Here is a 25609-nt window from a genome sequence, read left to right as displayed (position 1 = left end):
AAAGCTGACGCAGAAGCCCAACAAGCAAAACTAGCTGCCGAGAAAGCCAAAGCGGATGCAGAAGCTGCAGAAAAACAAAAAGTTGAAGAAGCTCGTCAAGCGAAATTGGCTGCTGATAAAGCGAAAGCTGACGCAGAAGCCCAACAAGCAAAACTAGCTGCCGAGAAAGCCAAAGCGGATGCAGAAGCTGCAGAAAAACAAAAAGTTGAAGAAGCTCGTCAAGCGAAATTGGCTGCTGATAAAGCGAAAGCTGACGCAGAAGCCCAACAAGCAAAACTAGCTGCCGAGAAAGCCAAAGCGGATGCGGAAGCTGCAGAAAAACAAAAAGTTGAAGAAGCTCGTCAAGCGAAATTGGCTGCTGATAAAGCCAAAGCCGATGCAGAAGCTCTTAAAATAAAACTAGCTGCCGATGCTAAAGCGAAAGCGGATGCGGAAGCTGCAGAAAAACAAAAAGTTGAAGAAGCTCGTCAAGCGAAATTCGCTGCTGATAAAGCCAAAGCAGACGCAGAAGCATTACAAGCAAAACTAGCTGCCGATGCTAAAGCGAAAGCGGATGCAGAAGCTGCAGAGAAACAAAAAGTTGAAGAAGCTCGTCAAGCGAAATTGGCTGCTGATAAAGCCAAAGCAGACGCAGACGCATTACAAGCAAAACTAGCTGCCGATGCTAAAGCGAAAGCGGATGCGGAAGCTGCAGAAAAACAAAAAGTTGAAGAAGCTCGTCAAGCGAAATTGGCTGCTGATAAAGCGAAAGCAGACGCAGAAGCCCAACAAGTAAAACTAGCTGCCGAGAAAGCCAAAGCAGACGCCGAAGCTTTGAAAGCAAAACTAGCTGCAGAAGCAAAAGCGAAAGCGGATGCCGAAGCTGCAGAGAAACAAAAAATTGAAGAAGCTCGTCAAGCAAAATTGGCTGCTGATGCAAAAGCAAAAGCTGATGCGGAAGCTGCAGAAAAACAAAAAGTTGAAGAAGCTCGTCAGGCGAAATTGGCTGCTGAAAAAGCGAAAGCAGACGCAGAAGCATTGCAAGCAAAATTAGCTGCAGATGCTAAAGCGAAAGCTGATGCCGAAACAGAAGAGAAATTAAAAGCAGAAGAAGCTCGTCAGGCGAAATTGGCCGCTGATGCCAAAGCGAAAGCAGATGCAGATGCAGCACTTTTAGCAGCTGCTCAAAAAGATGAAACGGTAAAAGCTATCGATAATTTGGCTCAGTCATTAGAAAACTCAAGTAAAACTCAAGACGATTTGCTTGCTCAGTTTAATACCACTGTTGCCAACAAGCAAAAGGACTTAGATGATTTAAGAGAAGAGAATGATTTAAGTGATAAAGGTATTTACAAAGAGCCAAAACCATTTAAAAGTGTGGCGGCAGAAAACAGTCAGTTAGAGGCTTTGAAAGCTCAAATTGCAGATGCAAACAGAATTCAGAAAGCTGAAATTGATAAGTTGACTAATTTATATAACGAAAGACTTAAAAAAGTTCCTAATAAAAATGATGCTTTAAACAGAGCTTATTTAGAAAAAATAAATCAGTTGAAAGCGGCACAATTGAAGATGGAGCAAGATAGTGCTGCACTTCTTGCAACATTAGAACGTATTAAAGTAGAAACTGAAATTGAGAAAAAACGTAGAATTAAACGTGCTGCTTTTGAAAATGATCAAGGAAGATATGCACAGGATTTGGCTGCTTTAAAACGTATTAAAGAAACAACAAAAGTAAGCAGTACTCCTTTGAAACAAAGTGATTTTGATTTTGGAGAAGAGCAATCAAATATGCAAATTATAAAAGGTATCAAAAATTCGGATAGCGGATATTATTTGATTCTTGCGGTTCATAATAGTGTTGAAAAAAGAGATGAATTCCTGACTAAAGCAGTAGCAGACGGACGATCAGATATCAATTTCTTTTACAACGTAACAACAAGTAAATATTATATCTATTACGAGAAGTTTGAGTCTCTGGCAGATGCCCAAAAAGGATTAGAAGGTAAGGGAGATAAAGCCTATAATGCCAAAGTGGTTATCGCAAAAGTCGAGAATTAATACAAATAAATAAAAGTCGCTCCTTCTGAATGTTAGAAGGACATAATAATAAAATGTTATAAATACGAATCGTTTTATTCACTAATGCCCCGAGTGTATAGAATGTAAGTAAAAAATAAATGATTATGAAAAAACCTACTAACCTAAGATTGATTGTATTAGCTTTGATTTTCTTTCAAAGTTATTTTGTAGTTTCTCAAAATCTCAAGCCTTTTACTCCAAGATTTGACATGAGATTGAAAGGAGATATGTTGCTTATTGGTAACAATATCCTGAATAGAGACGAGAACAGAAATAATAGGCGACCAAATAATGCTTATAACGACGCTGGTTATAACTCAGATTTCGATATGAAATATATCGATATTGACAGTGACAACACTACTTTTAGTTCGAGTAGTGCAACTCTGACGATACCTAAGCCGGCTTGTTATAAAATAGTCTACGCGGGTCTGTATTGGGGAGCCATTTTGCAGCAAGATGATCGTACAGACATTCAAAAAGTCAAACTTAAATTACCAACAGGTGGGTACAACGATATTACGGGTCAGATTATTTATGATGCCAATAATACACCAATTGGGGCTAATAATAATAAACCTTATGCTTGTTATGCAGATATAACTTCTTTGGTGGCGGGTCAAACTAATGCCCAAGGATTGTATACAGTTGCCAACGTTAAATCTAGTGAAGGGGCAAATGGCGGTACTGGTTTATCTGCTGGTTGGTCTATTTATGTAGTTTATGAAGATCCTACATTGCCGGCAAAATTTATTACGTCCTTTGATGGTTTTAGCGGAATCGGCGGAGCGACAACATTAGATATTCCTGTTTCTGGTTTTAAAACGATTCCAACAGGTCCGGTACGTGTAAAATTTGCTTTTGCAGCTTTAGAAGGTGATCAACCTATCGCGGGGGATTATTTGCAAATTAACGGAATACCAATTAGTGCAACAAATGCTGCAAATACAGTGATTAGGGCTACAAACAATTTCTTTAATAGTAGTGTTACTTATGTTGATCCAGCTACTGATAAAACAGAAAATTTCCTTAATAGAAATCCGGCTAGTACCAATACGCTGGGGTATGATGCGGGTATTCTAAACATCAATAATCCCGGTACTGTTCTGAAGCCCGGGGGAATAGTTATTGATAATAATGCCACTTCGGCTAATATTACGCTCGGAAGTACCCAAGACGTTTATTTTTATTATTTTAATGCTTTTGCGGTAGATATTATTGAGCCTAATATCGTTTTGACAAAAATTGTAAAAAATGCTGCCGGTGTCGATATAGGAAACCAAGACGTAACTTTAGGGCAACAATTAAATTACGAAATTGGATTTAAAAATACCGGTAATGATGATGCAAGAGGTTTGACGATTAGAGATCAATTGCCGATCAATATTATCTTTAATTATCCTGCCGATTTAAATCCTCTTCCGGCTGGAGTAACAGTACAAAGTTATGATCCTATTACCAGAAGTATTGTTTTTAGAGTAGATGACTCTGTTGTAAAAGCCAATACATTAAGTGAGAAAGTAATAAGTTTTAAAGTTCAGGTTGTTCCTGATTGTAATTCATTAAGTGAAGCTTGTTCAAACAGTATTGATAACTCTGCTTATTCAACTTACAGAGGAACTTTAAATACCGATTTTCTAATTTCTGATGATCCAAGTGTCAACACCAATACTGGATGTATCTTAACACCAAAAGCGACCAACTTTTTAGTAGGGGTTGATGGTTGTAAATATACTGAAAGTATTATTTTGTGTCAGGATAATGTAAATTTGGTTGCTGCCAATGGTTATACCAATTATACATGGTATAGTGATGAAGCTCGTACCAATCAAATAGGAACAGGACAGACCCTTAACGTTACACAACCAGGGATATATTATGTTTATAATCTTGCTGCAGCACCTTGTAGATCGATCTACCAGGCTTTTACGGTAACAAGATTTGGTAGTACAAATGCAAATCCTGTTATTCCATACGCGCGAGCTCCTTATAAAGGCGAGGTTTTAATTTGTCCAAACAATGGTAAAGAATTACCTAACATTTTCTTGTGTGGTGCAAATGATTCCCGACTAATCGAGACTAATATTTCGGATGGTTCTACTATCGTTTGGGAAAAATTAAATGAGGCGAGTTGTGCTCCTCCAAGCAGTCCAAGTTGTGCTAACGAAAGCCCAACCTGTACTTGGACACAAGTAGCGACAGGACCAAGTTATGATGCCAGAATTGCGGGACAATACAGACTAACATTAAATTATGCAGGCGGTTGTTTTAACCGTTTCTATTTTAATGTCTTTACCAATTCATTAAACCCTACCGAAACTCACACAGATCTTATTTGTGGTAAACCAGGTAGAATAACAATTGGTGGTGTTCCTGCAGGATATGAATACAGTATTAATGGTACAACTTATCAGGCAAGTAATATTTTTAATGTTACTACTGCTGGTATTTATACGGTTTATATCAAGCAAATTGGAGTAACTGCAAATCCTTGTATTTTTACCGTTCCAAATATTCAAATAAGACAGAGAAATTTCAGTGTTACTCAAGACGTGACACAACCTTTGTGTTATGGTGAAAAAGGTAGAATTAGAGTTGCAGTAAATGACGCTAATGCACAATATTATTATAAACTATATAATAATGGTTTATTATTGTCTAATATCGGACCTGTTCCTGAATCTGAATATACTTTTGATAATTTAAATACCAATCAAAATTATGTTTTAGAAGTTTCTACTGATGATGGTTGTACAGATACTAAGTACATCTATATTGGTCAGGTTTGGAATGAGTACAAAGCAACATTATCTTTAATACAACCATTAACAGCTTGTACTGACGGAAGAGTTAGAATTACAACCGAGGGAGGTAACTCTCCATATAACTATTTTATAAATAGTGATACAGTTTTTCAATCAGAAAATGAATTTGTTGTTACAACTCCTGGTGTTTACACCGTTAAAATTGTAGACAGAAATAACTGTACAATAACAAGAACAATCACAGTTCCAAATAATGCCAAACCTACCTATACTATAACCAATACAAACAGCGCTTGTTATAATGATAACGCTGAGATTAGAGTTAACCTGACGAATGCTAACGGATATACAATGTCTTATAGTATTAACAATGGTGGAACTTTTGTAAGTAATCCTGTTTTTTCTAATTTACAGCCAGGTACTTATAACGTAGTGGTTAGATATGGTATATCTTATACAAATTCATCTGGACAAAATACGATACAATATTGTACAGATCCAGCAGTTACAAGAATTATTGCAGGACCAACTTCGGCTGTTACAGCATCTGGTGGTGTTGCAGAATTGGCAGGTTGTACGTTATCTCAAATGGGAGGTAAATTAAGAATCAATAATGCGCAAGGCGGTACCGCCCCTTATCAGTATAGTTTTGATGGTGGCGCTACATGGCAAGCATCCAATGAAAAAGATGTTTTACCAGGTAGTTACATACTAAAAATTAGAGATGCTGTAGGTTGTGAATACACAATTCCTTATACTATTATCCTTGACCCAAAACCGGCTGAACCAACAATTACAGTAGAAGATCCTGTCTTTAATTGTAATGGTACAGCAACAAGTAGGGTAACGGTGACCAATGGTACTTCTACAAATTATACGTATGAATATTATTTAGATAATGTTCCAAATACTCCTATTACAAACAATGTGTTTTTAAATGTGCCTTCAGGCCCACACACTGTTTCTGTTAGGTACAATGTAACCACAGTTTCTACTTATAGCAATTTATTGCAAGAAGATTTTGGTAAAGGTGGTTATACAACTACTCCTGGTATTAATCCTGCTTATTGTTTTGAGGACGAATCTACTCCGCACCCTGTTGGTTTCCCTTGTGGTGCTTTTAATGATTATCAGATCAATGACGGAAAATATGCAGTAGCAAGTTCTATAAATACTACTTTTGGAGGTAGTTGGTTAGTCGCTAAAGATCATACGCTTCCTTCAGACCCATTGGGAAGATTCTTATGTGTGAATGTTGGAGGTTCTGCTGGTATTGGAGGAATATTATACAGTAAACCAATTAATGATGTTATTCCAAATCAACCTGTAATTATTTCGTTATGGGCCGAGAATCTTATAAGATCGAGTAATCCAGGACTAGCCGATCCTAAATTAACGATTCAGTTAGTTAATAATTTAAATGGAGTTGGTGGACCTCAAACTATTGTTGCTACCACAGATACTACAAATCCATGGGTAGTGCCTAAATCTGATAAGTGGGAATACAAAGAATTATCTTTAAATCCAGGGGCTTTCAATAATTTAAGTTTCGTAATTAGATCGTATAGTAATGAGTTTAATGGAAATGATGTACTTATTGATGATATCTGGGTACGTCAAATACCAAGATCATGTCTTGCTCAAAAAGATTTCCCTATCATAATTGATAGTAATCAAGCATTTACTGCAAGTGTAACTAATGTTCAGGGAGTAAGATGTAATGGTGGTAATACCGGATCATTTACAATTGTTGCTAATAATTTTAACACTACTACAGGTTTCCAATATTCTATAAATGGTGGTGCTACTTGGTTAACATCTACAACTTCACCTGTTGTTGTTAATGGCTTAACAGCGCAAACATACGATGTACGTATTCGTTATGATAGTTCTGCAACTACTTGTAATTTTACATTTGGCCCAATAGTAACTTCGCCTACAGCCTTAACCATTACGGCACAGGTTACAACACAACCTACTTGTACAACTGGTGCAACCATTACAGCGACCGCAAATGGTGGTACTGCTCCTTATGAGTATGAGTTAAGAGCAGCTAATGGAATCACGATGGTCAGACCATTCCAGAGTTCTGGCATTTTTGTCAATGTGCCTACAGGTAGTTATACCATTGTAACACGTGATATCAATGTTTGCTCTTCTTCTGCATCGGCTTTGGTTACAGTAAGTGTACCAACACCGCCAACGGCTTCATTATCGGCAACATCAGATTTATGTTTTGATGCTGTAAACAAAGCGACTTTGGTCGTTACGGCTACTGGTACAGGAACTTTAACGTACAGTTTAGACGGAGCGGCTCCAACAACAAGTAATACATTTACAAATGTTGGACCAGGAACTCATAACATTTTAGTTACTGACAGTAATAATTGTACAGCGACCGTTAGCAATATTGTGATCGCCCCAGAATTAAAAGCCAATGCTACAATTACTACAGCATTAACTTGTACCGTTCCAACTGCAATTATCAGAGTTGATATTACAGATGGTACTGCTCCTTATACATATAGAGTTAGACTAGGTGCCGGTGCTTACGGTGCGGTTACGAATGTAACAGGTAGTACTTTTAATTATACCGCTACTACAGCTGGTGTTTATACTTTTGAAATACGTGACGTCAACAACTGTCCTATAGAAACTTCTGCTACAGTAGTTGCCATTACTATTCCAACAGTAACAGCAACACCTACAAACATTACTTGTTTTGGTGCAGCAAACGGATCTGTTTTACTTACAGGAGCCGGTGGGTCAGGTAGTGGATATGAATATAACTTTAATAATTTAGGTTGGTCATCGAATGCCAATTATACTGGTTTAGCTGTTGGTACTTATTCTTATTTAGTAAGAGACAGTAACGGCTGTTCTCCTGCTTCTCAAAATGTGTCTATCACGCAACCAACACAGGTGTCAGGAAGTATTTCGGCTACAGATATTAAGTGTACGACTACAGGTACTTCCCCGGCAGTTATTACTGTTACTGGAAGTGGAGGTACAGGTGCCTATACATATAGCTTTAACGGAACGACTAATTTTACAACAACAAATACTTTTACAACTTCAGTTGGTACAACAGTAACCGCTTATGTAAAAGATGCCAATGGGTGTATGTCTTCTGTATTGAGTATTATTATTGATCCTTTAGATCAAATTACTGGAATTACGCTTACAGACAGCGGATACGATTGCTCTACTACACCTCCAGGAGGTCACGTAAACATTGCCGCAGTTAAAGCCGGCGTTTCTGCACCGATTCGTTATCAAATTATTTCAGGACCAGCAGGATATAATTCAGCTATCAATTCAGATGGCGAATTTAAATCTTTAACTCCTGGCAATTATGTTTTTCAGGCTACCGATATTAAAACAGGCTGTTTTTTCACCTTGCCATATACTGTAAAAGGATCACCAGATATTATAGCGGGTGGATCAATTACTACAAATATTAGCTGTTTTGGATCAACTGGAAATATACAATTTACTGTAAATGGTGTAAAAGACAGAGGTTATAATTATGTAATTACAAATGGTTCAGGAACTATTATCCAGCAAGCTAATAATGTATCTGAAACCATTACAACTATAACTGTTGCTTCAGCATTACCGGCAGGAATTTATACGATTACGGCAACAGATAGAAAAACAAATTGCCAGGCTATATACGCTGTTACCTTAACACAGCCAGCGGCAGCTTTAGATGTTACTGCTACAGCTACCACTGTAAATTGTAATCAATATTCTGCCATTATTGATGCTGATGCAACTGGCGGAACTTTAAATTACACTTACGCTGCGGGTCAAGGTGCTGTAGTTCCTACGGTTTTTGATACAAATGATAAAATAACAGTAAATACTGTAAATGGCACACAGTTAAACTGGATTGTATATGTTAGAGATGCAAATGGTTGTACAGATACTTTCCCAATAACAATTATTGAAGAAAACAGACCTGTAATTACGTCTGTTGCTATTAATAATCAATGTACGGCAACATCTTCAAGTACTTTCGTTATTACAGCTAATGCCACAGGTATAGCTCCATTAACGTACAGTATTGATGGTACTAATTTTCAAACTGCCAATTCATTTACCGTAACGCCGGGTACGTATACTGTAACGGTTAAAGATGGAAATGGTTGTACCACTGCAGCTACTACGCCAATAGTAGTATACGCAAGATTAACAGCTTCGACCGTTGTAAAAGAACAGGATTGTTCTCCAACTCCAGACGCAACAATTACTGTGAATGCAGTAGGTGGAAGAACACCATATACATACCAAGTTTCTACAAACGGAGGTACTTCTTATGCTTCAATACCTTCTAATGTGTATTCTAATATTACAGCAGCGGGGACTTATTTAATAAAAGTCATTGATGCAAATAACTGTGAGTTTGTTACAACTACTATTATTAATCCGATAGTTGCACCAACTGTTACTTTTACGAAAGTAGATGTTTCTTGTAATGGCGGATCTAATGGTTCAGTACAATTATTTGGTGCAGATGGTGTACCGGGTTACACCTACAGCAATGACGGAACAACTTATGGAGCTATTTCTTTATTCGAAAATTTAGCTGCAGGAAACTATACTTTCTATGTAAAAGATAGTAAACAATGTACATCAAGTGTTGCAGTAACGATTACGCAACCAACTGTTTTGGTTGCTACGGCAACAGCAACTACTTTTACCTGTAGTCCTACCAATACTAAACAATCTGCTGTGGTAACAATTGCAGTTCCTACTACTGGAACAGCTCCGTACCAATATAGTTTTAACGGCAGTGGTTATACAAATAATAATACTTTAACGGTTAATGATAATGGTTCAGACCAAACTATAACTTATTCTGTAAGAGACGCAAAAGGATGTACAACTGCAGTTCAGCAGATTATAATCAATAGATTGAACCCTCCTGTGATTGCAACCATTACAGGTACACCAATTTTATGTTCTCCAGCAGCAAGTACTACCAGTACGGTAACTATTACTACTACGAACGGAGTTGGAGCTTTGGCTTACGAAATTCTTTCAGGACCGGTTGTTAATACTTCTGGTGCGACTTCTGGACAATTTAGTGGATTAACGCCTGGAACATATAGCTTTAAAGTTACTGACGTTAACGGATGTTTTGATATAAAAAGCCATACTGTAAACAATTTAAATCAAATTGTTGCTACAGCCAGCAAACTAAGTGATGTTGATTGTTTTGGATCAGCAACAGGTTCTATTCGTTATGATGTAAGTGGTTTTACAACTACTTATAGCTATAGCGTAAACGGAGGGGCAGCTGTTACAGGACAAACTGCAACAGTGTTTACATTGTCTAATTTATCAGGTCCAACTACTTATAATGTAGTTTTCACCGATGATTTTACAAATTGTACAGTTCCAACATCAGTTATTATTTCGCAACCAGCTAATCCATTAGCTTTAGCTTTAGTTTCGAATGTAAACGCCAATTGCAACAAAGTTACATCAACTGTAACAGTGGCTGCAAATGGAGGAACAACAGCATACCAATACGCAATATTAGATGCAGATAATTTAGCAGCAACTCCGGTTTATGGACCAAGTGCTGTGTTTAATATTAACTCTAATACAGGAGCAGATCCAAACTGGGTAATTTTTGTAAGAGATGCCAAAGGATGTGTGGCTCAGTTGCCAGTAACAATCGCCACTGATCCGATACCAACCGTAACAGCTACAGTAAGTAATCAGTGTGTGGCTTCAGGAAGTACATTCCAGATTGTAGCAACTGGTGCAAGCGGAGTAGCTCCTTATACCTATACAATAAATACGGGTGTAGCCCCGAGTCCGGCCAATACGTTTACTGTACCTGCCGGTACTTATACAATTACGGTTAGAGACGCGAATAACTGTACCAACACTACTACAATAACAGTAAATGAGGCATTAACGGCATCAGCTGTATTAACAAAAGATATCAGTTGTGCGGCACCAGCAAATGCTACAATGAATGTTACTGTGGTTGGAGGACTAGCTCCTTACGGATATAGAGTAAGTATTGGTGGAGCTGCTTTTACGGGTTCTCCAATTGCTTTTGGTGGAAACACATTTACCTATACACCAACATCATTATTAGGAACTACGTATCAGTTTGAGATTTCAGATGCTAATGGTACTATTTGTACTGCATTAACAAATATTGTAACAACTACTACGCCTGCTACTGTAACCGCTACGGCTACCAAAGTAGATCCAACTTGTAATGGTGATTCTAATGGTTCTATAACACTTACAGCAACAGCAGGAGTTTCTCCTTATGAATATAGTATTGATAACGGAGTTACATTCGTTTCTACAAGAGTTTTTGGAGGCCTAACTGCAGGAACTTATACTTATGTAATTAGAGATGCTAAGGGTTGTACATCTGTGCCAGCAACTATAAACTTAGTTAATCCTGATCCAATTGTTGTTATCATTGATGATAATCCAATTTTATGTAATTTAAATACTCCTGGAAGTTTTGATGTTTCTACATTTTCTGGTGGTACTGCGCCTTATACTTATACATTGTACAATGATTCATTTACACAAATAGATACTTATACTGAAAATGGAGTTGCTCCTACAGGAGTTCATCAATTTTCAGGTTTAAATTTTGGAGATTATTATATTACGGTTGTTGATGCAAATGGTTGTGAGTTCAAAAGTGCAAAATTAAGAATCGAAACACCTCCTTTTTTACAATTTACTGCTATAGTGAATAGTAATAATTGTGCTACTGGCGTAAATATTACGGTAACAACATCAGGAGGAACAGCACCTTATAGATATTCTATTTTTGGTCAACCACTTACTGAAACAGCACCAACGGCAAGTAATTCTTATACTTTTGTAGGGCTGGCTCATGCTACAAATTACTTCTTGCAAGTAAAGGATGCTAATGACTGTATTTCTATACTAGAATTTCCAACACCAAGCCCACCATCAAGCATAAAGATTACTGGAACAACAAGTACAAATGTGACTTGTAATGCAACAGCAACAGGAACTTTAAACTTTACCGTTGAGGATTATGATGCTACAGTAACTTCTATCAATTATCAAGTTTTAAATGCATTAACTTTATTGCCAGTATCCCCAGCAATTAATGGAACCTTAACAGGACCAGCAGGTGGACCAGTTTCTGGTAATATTACGACATTAAGTGCAGGAAATTATGTTTTAAGAGTATCTGAAGTTGGAGGAACATTATGTTCTACTTCTTATACATTCCAAATCACACAACCAGCACAAGCACTTACTGCTGTGGTTCAATCAACTGTAAATGCAAATTGTAATAACCCTGCTCAAGTTACCATAAGAACAACTGGAGGAACAGGACCTTATACCTATGCTTATGCTGTTGATCCAGCGGTGCCTTCATCATTTACTTCTACAAGTAATGTACTAAATTTAGATCCGGGTGCTTTGGGTACTGATCTAGTTTGGAATATTATTGTTAGAGATGCAAATGGTTGTACATTCCCACTTCAAACAACTATTGTTAAAGACCCAAGTCCAGAAATTGCTTTACAAGTTGTAGACAAATGTGTGGCTCAAGGATCTTATGTTGTGAGAGTTTCTGCTATCAATGCAGGTACGGGAGCACTTTCAATCAGTGTAAACGGAAGCGGAGTTTATACCAGCATTACTACTGGTTTACCTTTTGATGTAACAGGTCTTAATTCAGGTTCAAATACCATTAGTATAAAAGATGCTAACGGTTGTATCGATACAGAAACAATTATTATAGATGCACCACTTGTGGTAACTCCGACTATTACGGCTCTACCAACATGTTTAGATAACGATGGTGTCATTACACTATCGGGTGCCGGTGGTACGAATACTTATACTTACACAATTGCTCCAATGCCAGCAAGTGTAACTATAGCAGCTAATGTGATTTCTGGTTTGCCAGCAGGTACTTATACGGTAACGATGACAGATACAGCAACACCTACAGCTTGTAGTACTACAGCTTCTGTTACTTTAATTGCGCCAACACCAGTAACTTTTGATGCTGTTGTAGCAGATGCGTTATGTAACGGTTCAAGCGATGGTTCTATTACTGTAAATGTTCTTGCTGGAAATGATAATCCAGTGTATACATACGCTATTACGCCAATTCCAGCAGGAATGGTACAAACAGATAATGTGTTTTCTAATCTTCCTCAAGGGGCTTATACAATTACAGTAAATTCAGGTAGAGGTTGTTCTCTAAGCAGACCGTACACAGTGGGTCAGCCTACACTTCTTGCGGCTACTGCAGCTGTTACAGATTATTCTTGTAATGCGAGTAATATTGCTCAGCCAGCGATTGTGACAGTTAATGTTACTGCCGGAACAGGTACAGCGCCATATCAATATAATTTTGATGGTTCTGCCAATTATTATAATGCCAATACATTGTCAGTGATTGATAATGGTACTCCACAAACCATTCATTATTATGTAAAAGATGCTAACGGATGTACTTTTGACAACACAGTTATAGTAAATCCTTACCAAAGAATTACAGGATTGTCATTCGCTGCAGCGCCAATAACTTGTATCAATACAACTACAGATGTAACCGTTACGGTTGCAGGTGGTTATGCGATTACCAAATATGAAATCATAGCTCCAACAGCTTCAGCTGTCGATAATGCAGCATCTGCTACTTTCTTAGCTTTGGCACCGGGAACTTATACTTTCCAAGTGACAGATGCGAACGGATGTAAATATCAAGATTCATTCACTATTCAACCAGTAACAAATATTACAGTTTCTGGACAATTAGTGAGAAACGTAACTTGTAATCCAGGTGCCAACGGTGAGGTATTATTTACCGTAGGAAACTTTGCAGGAACTTACAGCTATTCTATAAACGGTGGTGCTGTAGTAACTGGACAAACTAGTCTAACAATTCCGGTAACAGGAATAAATAGTGCTAGTACGCAATCTATCGTGGTTACCGATGAGGTTACAGGATGTACTGCAACAGTTTCAGTAAATGTTGCGCAATTGCCAACCTTAACCCTAGCAATAATCTCAAATACTCCTGCTAATTGTAATTTTGGAGCAAGAGTTACTGTTCAAGGAAGTGGTGGAACACCAGCCTATACGTATGCTTTTGTTGATACAAATATTACACCAGTTCCAGCTTTAGGAGCTTACAAAGCTTCTCCTAGTGCGGTTCTGGATGCAAATCCAACCAAAAATTGGGTTGCTTTTGTAAGAGATGCTAACGGATGTATTGCTCAAATAGCACTTCCGCTTACAACAGACCCTTTACCTACAATTGATCCTATCACAGGAGTTTGTTATACAGGTGCTCCTGTAAATGTTACCTTAACAGGAACAGGTGTGGGTCCATTACAGTTCAATATTGGTAATGGTTATACAACCAATCCAAACTTTACATTAAATGCTCCGGGTTCTTATACTTTCTATGTAAAAGATGCTAATAATTGCGTTGTAACAACACCTTATGTTTATGAGCTTGAGCAAGAATTATTGTTGAAAGCTGCGCTTACAGATCTTACTTGTAATGCAGATGCTTTTATAGTATTAACCGCGACTCAAGGAACAGGTGCTTATACTGGTGGTTATGAAGTTTCTACAGACAACGGTGTTACATTTAACCCGACAACTCTTGTAGGTACTACCTTTACAACAAATACGCCTGGAACTTATATTTTCAGAGTAACAGACAGTCAAGCATGTTCTGCTGTAACGGTTCCGGTTGTTGTTACACCAAATGTAACGCCTACTTTTACTTATACTCAAGTGAATGTAAGTTGTAATGGAGGAAACAACGGTAGTTTTACTATTATTCCTGGCGCAGGTACTGCTCCTTTCGAATACAGTGTAAACGGTGGTGCTTTCCAAAGTACTACGATTCCGTTCACAGGATTAGTTGCTGCGACCTACTCAGTGGTAGTAAGAGATGTTAAATTATGTCCATCATTAGCTCAAGATATTACAATTATAGATCCACCAAGTTTAGCGGTGATACCTACTATTACACCATTCGGTTGTAATACGTCAAACACAGCTACTGATGCGGTGCTCACATTAGGGGCATCTGGAGGAACTCCAAGTGGTACTGGTGAGTACAGTTATAGTTTTGATAATGGTGTAACTTTTGGTTCATCTCCATCAAAAACTGTAAATACTAGTCAAACGATCAATTATGTTGTGGTTGATGCAAATGGTTGTAGAGTAACAGGTTCTGCTACAATACTTCCGTACACGCCACCAACAGATATGAATATTACGGCGACTCCAATTTATTGTAATACTGCAGGCAGTTTTACAACAATTACAGTAAACAATGTTACTGGCGGATTAGCTTCATATACTTACGAAATTATTGCTCCGGCAACTGCTATTGCAACGAATACTTCGGGTGTCTTTATTAATTTGGTAGCTGATACGTATACTTTAAAAGTTACCGATGCTAACGGATGTAGTACTACCAAATCGATTGTGGTTGAAGAAGAAGATGAAATAAGTGTTACTGCTCAATTGTTGAGTGATGTTTTATGTAATGGTGATGCGACAGGTACTGTAACATTTACGATTAGCAATTATATCAATCCGGCTCCAGCAGGTTATACTTACACATTGACACCAGGCGCAGTTGTACCTACTCAAGTGGGTGATGTGGTTACTTATGCTGGTTTAATAGCGGGTAATTATACATTCACAGTTACTGATGCAACATCAGGTTGTCAAGCTTCTGTAACTAATTTCGTTGTTAATCAGCCAAGTGCACCTTTAAGTTTTACAACTAATGCAACAAATATTAATTGTATTACTAAAACAGCGATTATTACTGTTAATGCAACGGGTGGAACTCCTGCTTATGAATATGCAGTAGTACCTTCTAATGATCCTGCTCCAACAACATATAGTAGCAGCGCAAATCTAGTAGTAGATACGGCGAACGGTACCGTAATGGCTTGGGATGTTTATGTGAGAGACCTTAACGGATGTGCTCCTGCTTTCCAAACAGTAACAATTACTGAAGATCCATTGCCAACGGGTGCTGTGGTAAACCCATTCAGCCAATGTCCTGATGCAACAAACGGTACGTATACATTTACCATTTCTGGAGTTTCTGGAGTTGGACCATTTGAATACAGTATTGGTAGTGGTTTCCAAGCTAGTCCAACGTTTATCGTTTCGGCAGCAGGTTCTTATACCTTAACTGTAAAAGATGCTAACAATTGCGAGGCATCATTCCCAGCATTGATTGATATTTTCCCGGCATTAGATTTACAAGTTGTGGTAACAACATTACCAAACTGTACATCAAATAACGGAGTAGTTACAGCTACTACTACAGGTGGCGCTAGTCCAGCAAATTATGAGTACAGCTTAGACGGTAATTTTGGAGTACCAACAGGTAACTTCACTGGAGTAGGAGCAGGAAACCACACAATTGTAGTTACTGACTTAACTACTGGTTGTGATGATACTGTTACATTCAATATTCCTATTGCAACAATTATTACTGGATTTACAGTGACAGCTACAGATGTAACTTGTAATAGTGCAGCAGACGGTACAATTTCAGCTGCTATAGGTGCCAGTTCTCCTGGAGTAAATGATAACCCTGTTTATACTTATACAGTAATGGCGGGAGCAACAATAATCGCAGGACCTCAAGCTTCTGGTGAATTTACAGGTCTAGCTCCTGGAGATTATACGGTAGTCGTAACATCTGGAAGAGGTTGTACAACTTCTGATGATGTTAGAATTAATGAGCCTGCACCAATAGTTGTGAATCCCCCAGTTGTAACTCAGTTTGGTTGTACTGCTGGTACAAACATTACCAATTCGGCTACGATTACAGTAAATTCTGTAACAGGCGGTTCATCAAATTATATTAAATACGAATTTATTAAAGGTGGTGTAGTAGTACAAAGCGGTGCTTCAAACGTGTATACTGAGTCTGACCTTTCTGGCGGATCTTACGTTGTAAACGTTTATGATGATAAAGGATGTTTAGGAACATCTACTGCGCCTATAACGATTGCTCCTTTTATTAGTTTGGATGATATTGTTGTAAGCGTAGATGACGCAATTACTTGTATTTCAAATGAAGATATTACGGTTAGTGTAACAACTACGGGCGGTACACCAGCAGCATTATTGTATAGTGTTGTCGGAATCAATGGTACTGTTTATACCGCTGTTAATCAGCCTACGGGTGTATTCACAGATTTACCAATTGGTAACTTCATGATTACAGTGACAAACCCAGCGACTAATTGTTCTATTCAGGAAATTTATTATGTAAATAATCCGAATACTTTCGAAATAAAAGCAGTTCCAGTTAACGCTCAAATTTGTTACGGTACTGCAGACGGAAGCGTTGAGCTTACATTTGTTGACAATCAATTAGTGCCAACAAATGATGCAGGACCTTTCAATTACACTATTACGGGTCCATTCCCAAGTATTGCTACTATTGTGGGCACAACAACAGGTGCGGGTCCAATTACAATTACTAACCTTACAGCTGGTCAATATTCTGTGTCAGCTACATTGGTTGGAAGACCTACTTGTACAGTTGAAACTGTATTTAGTATCGAGCAGCCAAATGCAGCATTAGTAGTGACAACTACTCAATCAGAAATTACTTGTATTGCAGGTAATAATGATGGTACAATCTCTGCATCTGCTTCTGGTGGTTGGCCTGGTGCTTACCAATACGAATTGGTATTAAATGGAGCTATCCTTGTAGCATACTCTGCGCAATATGACTTTACAGGTTTAAGTGCAGGTGTTTACACTATTAATGCAAAAGACGCTAACGGATGTATTGCTACAACAACTGCAACATTAGTTGTCCCTGCTCCTATCGTAGTTACGGCTACTGCAAACGCAAGTGTGCTTTCATGTTTTGGAGATAGAAACGGTATAATTACCGTAAATCCTCCAACAGGTGGTCAGGGAAGTAATTTTATGTACACGCTAAATATTGTTTCTGCAACTCCGGTTATTGTTTCCGGACCACAAAGTGATCCAATTTTTACAGGATTAGCTGCCGGAACTTATAGCATAACAGTTACAGACGGATTTAGTTGTGCTGCAACATCTGCAAATATTGTGATAACGCAGCCAACAGAAGTTATACCAACCTTGACTTTAAGTAGAACACAAACATGTCTTACACAGTCTGAGCTTACATTGAGCGCAACTGGAGGTACAGGTCCATATACGTATAGTACGACTGCTAATTTTGCAACAACAATTGGGTCGTTTACAACTTCTGTTACTTTTGGAGTACCAGTAGGTGTGTATCAATATTATGTAAGAGATGCTAACGGTTGTGTTGGATTTATTTCTAACGAAGTTGCTAATCCGGCATTAGAGCCATTAGTAGTAGGTTTAGATGTGACCAATGCAGTAGTAAAATGTCTTGGTGAAGCAACAGGAGTTATTGTTGCAAACGCTACAGGCGGTTTAGGAAACTACAGCTATACGCTGGAAAATACTGCCGGAACAATCATTCAAGGGCCACAAGCTTCTGGAAGATTCGAAGGATTGGTAATTGGTACTTATGTGGTACAAGTAACTAGTGATGATTGTACTGCAACATCAGCTACAGCTGAAATCAGACAACCAGCTACTGCAATTCAAGCACAGTTCATTCCAACTAACGTTTCTTGTTTTGGAGAAAACAATGGTAAGATTGAAGTGATTGCTTCTGGTGGAACTGGAGTTATCAAGTATGCTATTTCACCTGATTTAAATCAATTTGATTCTAAAACGGTATTTGACAGATTAGCACCAGGAACTTATACACTTATCGCACAAGACGAAAATGGATGTTATATTATAAGCGATGTAACGATTACACAACCTAATCCGCTTATTGCTACAGAAGTTCCTAATTCTATGGTTCCTGAAGCATGTGCCGGAGATAAAGACGGATCATTCAGTATTCAAGTGGTAGGAGGTACAGAACCATATAGTGTGAGTCTTGACGTTAAAGCGGGACCATATACACAAGGTGCTGTAGGTCAAACGATATTCCCTTTTACTGGTCTTTCTGGTGGAAAACATATCGTTTATGTAAATGATTCTGCAACAAATTGTTCAACAGAAGTTGAGGTGATAATGCCAGAACCAGTTGTACTTAATCCTACAGTAGAGATCAATTACGACTGTGTTAACAACGCTGCTGCAAATGCTGTAACTGTAACTATAGATCCAAGTAATACAGATCCATCACTTGTAACATACGAATTGGATGGACTTGCTTCGACTAACCAAGTAAGTAACATTTTCTTAAATGTTGCTCCTGGAGTACATTATGTTACGGCAATTCATGACAATGGTTGTTTCCAATCTTCTGTAGATTTCACTATAAAAGCGGTGGCACCTTTAGCGATTACTAAAACTCCTGGAAAAGAAGAACTGAATATTATTTCGGTGACGGCTACAGGCGGATCTCCTGCTTACGAATACAGTTTTGATGGAGAACCATTTACATCTGAACATGAATTTAAAATTTACAAATCAAGAGATTATGTAATAATAGTAAGAGATCAAAATGGATGTACTGCAACGATTACCGTTCCTGGCAAATATGTTGACGTTTGTATTCCAGATCACTTTACACCAAACGGCGATGGTCAGTTTGACGAGTGGGGTCCTGAGTGTACCAATATTTACAACAACTTACTTTTCGATATCTATGACAGATACGGACGTGTAATTGGCAAATATCGCTACGGTCAAAAATGGGATGGAAAATACAATGGTGAAGAATTACCATCAGGTGATTACTGGTATGTTCTTAAACTAAATGACGAGAAAGATGCAAGGGAGTTTGTTGGACATTTCACATTATACAGATAACAAAATAAAGCCCCCAATGATGTTATCTAAAAAAAATATTACAATGAAAAAATTAATTTTATCTTTAGTACTCATGGCTGTAACAACAGGTTACAGCCAAGAGTTAAACCTACCCGTTTTTACGCAGTATTTAGCTGATAACCCTTTTGTACTCTCACCTGCTTATGCGGGTATCGGAGACAACCTACGTATTAGAGCCAATGGCTTGACGCAATGGGTCGGTATTAAAGATGCTCCCGAAAATCAGTCGGTTTATGCCGATTTTAGAATCCTGGATCGTTCCGGTGTTGGTATTTCGGTGTACAATGATAAAAACGGATATACTAGACAAACTGGAGCCAAAGTTTCGTTTGCCCATCACTTAATTTTAGATTATTATTCTAAACAGTATTTGTCTTTTGGTATTTCGTACAACTTTAATAGTTTTAGAATCGATATTAATGATTTTAATAACAACGGTCCTGACGGAAATCCTGTTTTCGATCCATCGATAACAGATAACCGTTATACAAGTAACAATAACTTTGATGTTAGTGCCTTGTATCGTAACCGAAACTTTTATGTAAGTTTTAATGCCAATAACGTTTTAAAGAAAAATGTTGACAAGTACAGAGGCGTAGAGCCTAGCTTGCTTTCCAATTATCAGGTGTATACGGGTTATACATTTAGAGACGGGGAGAACAGCCGTATCGAGTATGAGCCTTCTCTTTACTACCAATATTTTGCTAGTGATAAACGTTCTACAACCGATTTTAACTTCAAGTACAGACGTTACAATCGTTACGAAGATTACTATTGGGTTGGGGTTTCGTATCGTTTCTTAAACGACCAGTTTCCTAAGCCTCTTTCTGTTGGCCCAATGGCTGGTTTTATGAAGTCTAAATTCTACTTTGGATATTCGTACCAAATTATGTTCAATGACTTAGGCAATTACAACACAGGTACGCACGTTGTAACGATTGGTTTCGATTTCCTTCAGTCAATCAGTAACTGTCCTTGTACGCAAAGTCCGGTGCATGATTAAGACTGTTTTTTGTTAAAACACAGCATAAATGGTATAACGAAGCATTTTTATCTTTTTTAAAAGTTAATTTGTTTTTTTTCATAATTTACAACGTTTTCGTTGTGATTGACCCTTTATTTTTAGATTTTTCGAATTTAATACTACCCTAAAAGTTCTATATTTGTTTTTCTTTCAAAAAATTAAAAACTTATCAAATGAAAACTTTAAACGATTTCGATTTTAAAAATAAAAAAGCAATCATCCGTGTTGACTTTAATGTTCCTTTGGATGAAAACTTTAATGTAACAGATGCAACTCGTATTGAGGCAGCAAAATCAACTATTGATGCTATTTTAGCACAAGGCGGAAGCGTAATCTTGATGTCGCATTTGGGAAGACCAAAAGATGTCGAAGAAAAATATTCATTAAAACATATTCTTAAAACCACTTCTGAAATTTTAGGAGTTCAGGTACAATTTGCTTCAGATTGTGTTGGAGAACCAGCGCAGACAGCAGCAAAAAAACTAAAACCAGGAGAAGTTTTATTGTTAGAAAATTTACGTTTTCATGCCGAAGAAGAAGCGGGAGATGTTGCTTTCGCCAAAGAATTGGCTTCACTTGGTGATATTTATGTAAACGATGCTTTTGGTACAGCGCACAGAGCGCATGCTTCGACAACCATTATTGCACAATTTTTTCCAACTGAAAAATGTTTCGGAATCTTATTGGCAAAAGAAATAGAAAGTTTAAATAAAGTACTTAAAAATAGCGAGAAACCTGTGGTGGCTATTTTAGGTGGTTCTAAAGTTTCTTCGAAAATTACGGTTATCGAGAATATTTTAGACAAGGTAGACCACATGATTATTGGTGGTGGAATGACTTTTACATTCGTTAAAGCACTAGGTGGTAAAATTGGTGAGTCGATCTGCGAGGATGACAAACAAGAATTGGCACTTGAAATTTTAAGATTGGCTAAAGAAAAAGGGGTTCAGATTCATATTCCTGTTGATGTTATTGCTGCAGACGATTTTTCTAATACAGCAAAAACTCAAGTGGTAGACGTTACCGCAATTCCTGACGGATGGCAAGGTCTTGATGCAGGTCCTAAATCTTTAGAAAATTTTAAAAAGGTAATTTTAGAATCGAAAACTATTTTGTGGAATGGTCCTCTTGGAGTTTTTGAAATGGAAACTTTCTCTAAAGGAACTATTGCTTTAGGTAATTTTATTGCCGAAGCAACCGCAAAAGGAGCTTTTTCATTAGTGGGAGGTGGCGACTCCGTTGCTGCTGTAAAACAATTTGGTTTCGAAGACAAAATGAGTTACGTATCTACAGGTGGTGGTGCAATGCTTGAAATGTTAGAAGGTAGGATTTTACCTGGAATTGCTGCAATTTTGGACTAAAAATCCACAATTAACATTTTTTTAAAGGATTTACACCCATAATCTGATTAAGTTTGTAAAACTAAGGTTTTTGTAATTCATTGAATTATAGAATTTTAAAAAAATGTTATATGATTATAAGAAAAATATCGTTAGCGGTTTCTGTTTTATTCTCAATGTCATTGGTGGCGCAAGAAGTTGCCCATAATGATGTTACGGTAAAGCCAGAAATTAAAATTTCGTACCTAGATTCTGTTAAAAGCACGTTTGTAAAAGACAATTTGGCTACCCGTGTAGACAGTCTTTGGATGAATGAGTTAACCAGTTTAGACATTTACGAGGATCTGACCAAAGACATTCAAACCATTAATACCGATTTAAGTGTTAATGAAGAATTGCCAACAGACTTGCTCAAGCAACGTCTTCAGGACATGAATGAGAAATCACCTTTTGATATAGAATACAATCAAGGATTAGAAAACATAATAAAGTCGTTCTTAAAAAATCGTAGAAAGTCATTTTCGCGTTTAATGGCTTTATCAGAATACTACTTTCCTATTTTTGAGGATGCTTTTGCCAGGCAAAACGTTCCATTAGAAATAAAATATTTAGCCGTTGTAGAATCTGCTTTAAACCCTAAAGCAGTTTCTAGAATGGGCGCTACCGGACTTTGGCAGTTTATGTACGGAACCGGAAAACGATACGATCTTAAAATAGATTCGTATATTGATGAGCGTAGTGATCCTATAAAAGCTACGGCTGCTGCTACAGTTTACATGAATAAAATGTTTACTATTTTTGGTGATTGGGAACTGGTTTTGGCTTCCTACAACTCCGGACCAGGAAATGTTACCAAAGCAATTCGCCGTTCTGGCGGAAAAACCAAATATTGGGACATTCGCAACCATCTTCCAAGAGAAACACAAGGATATGTTCCTGCTTTTTTAGCCACAATGTATCTTTTTGAATACCACAAAGAACATGGAATAAATCCGGAAAGAGCGGTTGTTAAAAACTTCGAAACCGATACTGTTCGCATCAAAGAAAAGATGACTTTCAAACAAATTGCTGATTTGCTGGATATGCCACAGTCACAGTTGGAGCTTTTAAATCCTTCGTATAAATTAAAAGTAGTACCTTTCTATAAAGATGAACAACATTTTTTACGTTTGCCAAAAGATAAAATTGCTACTTTCGTTTCTAACGAAGATAAAATTTATGCTTACGTACAACACGACAGCGGTTTTAGAAGAATGCCTACACAATTGGCTTCAAGGTTGGCACCTAAAAACAAGGTGATTAAGACGAATCAGGTTCAGGATTTTGCTCAAAGTACAGAATTTTATAAGGTGCGAAAAGGCGACAATTTGGGCGCCATTGCTGACAAGTACAATGTTTCGGTAGTAGATATCAAAAAGTGGAATAACCTTAAAAGCAACAATATTGCACTAGGAAAAACACTTAAAATTAGATCTACAGATACCATCAAGAAATCAACTGATGTAAAAGTAATTCCTGTTGCAGACAAAAAAGAAACTCAAGAAGCAATCGCTGCCGCGGATGAAAAAGTTAACACTGCTACTGAGTCTAAAGAATACATCGTGCAAGCCGGAGACAATCTGGGCAGTATTGCTAAAAAATTCGATCTTACTGTAGCCGAATTAAAAGAGTGGAATAACTTAAACTCAAACAACATTGGTTTAGGGAAAACGTTAATAGTTGGTAAAGCTGCCGAAATAGTAAACGACCAAACTACTTCAGTTGCTTCAAATACTGTTGATTCATTCAAGAAAAAACCGATTTCTAAAAATGTTGGTGAAGAGTATTTTGTCAAAAAAGGCGATTCATTATACAGTATTTCAAAAAAATACCCTGGTGTGACTATTTCAGATATTAAAAAGTGGAACAACATCAAGGATGGCGATATAAAACCCGGAATGAAACTTAAAATAAACGGATAATTAAAAATCTTACTTAAATTTGGGTTTTATTTCATAAAATTATAAAAATGAATAAAACCCATTTTTTATGCTTATTACTTTCGTGTTTGTTCGTTGCGTGTTTTCAGAAACATGACAGCGATCAGCCTGTTAAAGAAGGCAAAACCAATACCATATCGGTGATTATTGATGATCAGTTGTGGTATGGCGAAGTGGGTGACAGCATCAGAAATAAATTTGCATCACCAGTCTGGGGACTTACCCAAGAAGAACCTTTGTTTACCATCAATCAATATCCCGCGCGTTTGCTGGAAGGTTTTGTAACCGATAGCCGAAGCATTATTGTGGTAAAAAAAGCCGGAATCGATAAGTTTGAGGTAAAAACCAATACCAAGTCACTGCCCCGAAATACATTCCGAATTTACGGCAAATCGATAGAAGATATTATTTGCAGTATCGAGATGAATGGCCCGCAAATTATCAAGGCAATTCGTCATACAGAAATTCAGAAAATTCAGAAAGACAACAGTAAATCACTTTTGAACCCCACCATTATCAAAAATAAGTTTCATGTCGATTTGCAAATCCCGACAGGTTACGAATACATGTTGCACAAAAAGAATTTTATTTGGCTTAAAAAAGAAATCATTAGCGGTAACACCAGTTTACTGATTTATCAAATTCCTAAATCGAGAATTACTCGTGGTACAGATATCGTCGGAAATATTGTTAGAATGCGTGATTCTGTTGGCCGATACATCAAAGGCCGCGAACCCAATACGCAGATGATCACAGGCGAAGCCTATGCGCCTTATTTTTCGGTTACTTCATTAAACGGGAAAAAAACATTTGAGACCAAAGGTACTTGGGAACTTAGAAACGATTTTATGACGGGGCCTTTTATCAATTACGCAATTATTGATGAAAGTTATAATAGAATCCTTGTGATTGAAGGCTTTTGTTATTCTCCATCCAATCAGGAACGGGATTTAATGTTGGAATTAGAGGCCATAATAAAATCGGTAAAAGTGATGAAAAGATAATTTTAAAGAATATAATAGAAACAGAATGGAGTTAAAATGGAAAATAAAGCCTTTTGAGGCATTAACTGCTCATGAGTTATACGATTTGCTCAAAGTGCGCAGTGAGATCTTTGTAGTCGAACAAAATTGCGTTTATTTGGACCTTGACGGGAAAGACAAGCAAGCATTACACCTCATTGGCGAATATGATGATAAAATAGTGGCCTATGCACGTTTGTTTGACGCAGGAATTAGTTTTGATAATGCTTCTATTGGCCGTGTTGTTGTGCATGCTGAATATCGTGAAAAAAAATGGGGACACGATTTAATGCGCGAAGCAATTGGCGGAATCAAAACGCATTTTGATAAAGACAAAATTACAATTGGTGCACAGCTGTACTTAAAGAAGTTTTACGAAAGCCACGGTTTTGTGCAATCCAGTGAAATGTATCTGGAAGATGATATTCCGCATATCGAAATGATTCGGGAATAGGTCTTTTGTTGAAAGGCATAAAAAAAGCTACAATTTTTTAGGTTGTAGCTTTTTTTGGGT

7 protein-coding genes are annotated in these 25609 nt (G+C 37.5%); all 7 read left to right on the top strand.

The annotated features are described in order from the left end of the window. Positions 1-105 precede the first annotated feature (105 nt). The 7 genes from J3495_RS19210 to J3495_RS12930 all read left to right on the top strand — a co-directional run bounded on the left by J3495_RS19210 (position 106) and on the right by J3495_RS12930 (position 25549). The gene (locus J3495_RS19210) at positions 106-2037 is read left to right on the top strand and encodes a hypothetical protein (RefSeq protein WP_236025464.1); all 1932 of its coding nucleotides are present in this window, start codon (positions 106-108) and stop codon (positions 2035-2037) included. 125 nt (positions 2038-2162) lie between these two features. Next, positions 2163-19709: a T9SS type B sorting domain-containing protein gene (locus tag J3495_RS12955; protein WP_210666967.1), complete on the top strand. Its 17547-nt coding sequence runs from the start codon at positions 2163-2165 to the stop codon at positions 19707-19709. Between the two features lie 43 nt (positions 19710-19752). After that, a complete protein-coding gene (locus J3495_RS12950; RefSeq protein WP_229975610.1) occupies positions 19753-20733 on the top strand; it encodes a PorP/SprF family type IX secretion system membrane protein in 981 nt (326 codons plus the stop codon). Between the two features lie 194 nt (positions 20734-20927). Continuing rightward, positions 20928-22115 carry a phosphoglycerate kinase gene (locus tag J3495_RS12945; protein WP_210666965.1) on the top strand — a complete coding sequence of 396 codons (1188 nt, stop codon included), beginning with the start codon at positions 20928-20930 and terminating at the stop codon, positions 22113-22115. Positions 22116-22225: 110 nt separating this feature from the next. Continuing rightward, a complete protein-coding gene (locus J3495_RS12940; protein WP_210666964.1) occupies positions 22226-24055 on the top strand; it encodes a LysM peptidoglycan-binding domain-containing protein in 1830 nt (609 codons plus the stop codon). Positions 24056-24102: 47 nt separating this feature from the next. Then, a complete protein-coding gene (locus J3495_RS12935; RefSeq protein WP_210666963.1) occupies positions 24103-25077 on the top strand; it encodes a DUF4837 family protein in 975 nt (324 codons plus the stop codon). Positions 25078-25102: 25 nt separating this feature from the next. After that, complete coding sequence (locus tag J3495_RS12930; RefSeq protein WP_210666962.1) at positions 25103-25549, top strand: GNAT family N-acetyltransferase; 447 nt, start codon at positions 25103-25105, stop codon at positions 25547-25549. The last annotated feature ends 60 nt before the right edge of the window (positions 25550-25609 follow it).

It is taken from the genome of Flavobacterium geliluteum, from assembly GCF_017948595.1.
Lineage (GTDB): Bacteria > Bacteroidota > Bacteroidia > Flavobacteriales > Flavobacteriaceae > Flavobacterium > Flavobacterium flavipigmentatum.
Note: the sequence above shows the minus strand (reverse complement) of the source record. Positions and strands in the feature narration are given on the sequence as shown.

Excerpts from the sequence above, each read along its gene's own strand:
- J3495_RS12945 (WP_210666965.1), top strand. The coding sequence starts at position 20,928 with ATGAAAACTTTAAACGATTTCGATTTTAAAAATAAAAAAGCAATCATC.
- J3495_RS12940 (WP_210666964.1), top strand. The coding sequence starts at position 22,226 with ATGATTATAAGAAAAATATCGTTAGCGGTTTCTGTTTTATTCTCAATG.
- J3495_RS12930 (WP_210666962.1), top strand. The coding sequence starts at position 25,103 with ATGGAGTTAAAATGGAAAATAAAGCCTTTTGAGGCATTAACTGCTCAT.
- J3495_RS12955 (WP_210666967.1), top strand. The coding sequence starts at position 2,163 with ATGAAAAAACCTACTAACCTAAGATTGATTGTATTAGCTTTGATTTTC.
- J3495_RS12935 (WP_210666963.1), top strand. The coding sequence starts at position 24,103 with ATGAATAAAACCCATTTTTTATGCTTATTACTTTCGTGTTTGTTCGTT.
- J3495_RS12950 (WP_229975610.1), top strand. The coding sequence starts at position 19,753 with ATGAAAAAATTAATTTTATCTTTAGTACTCATGGCTGTAACAACAGGT.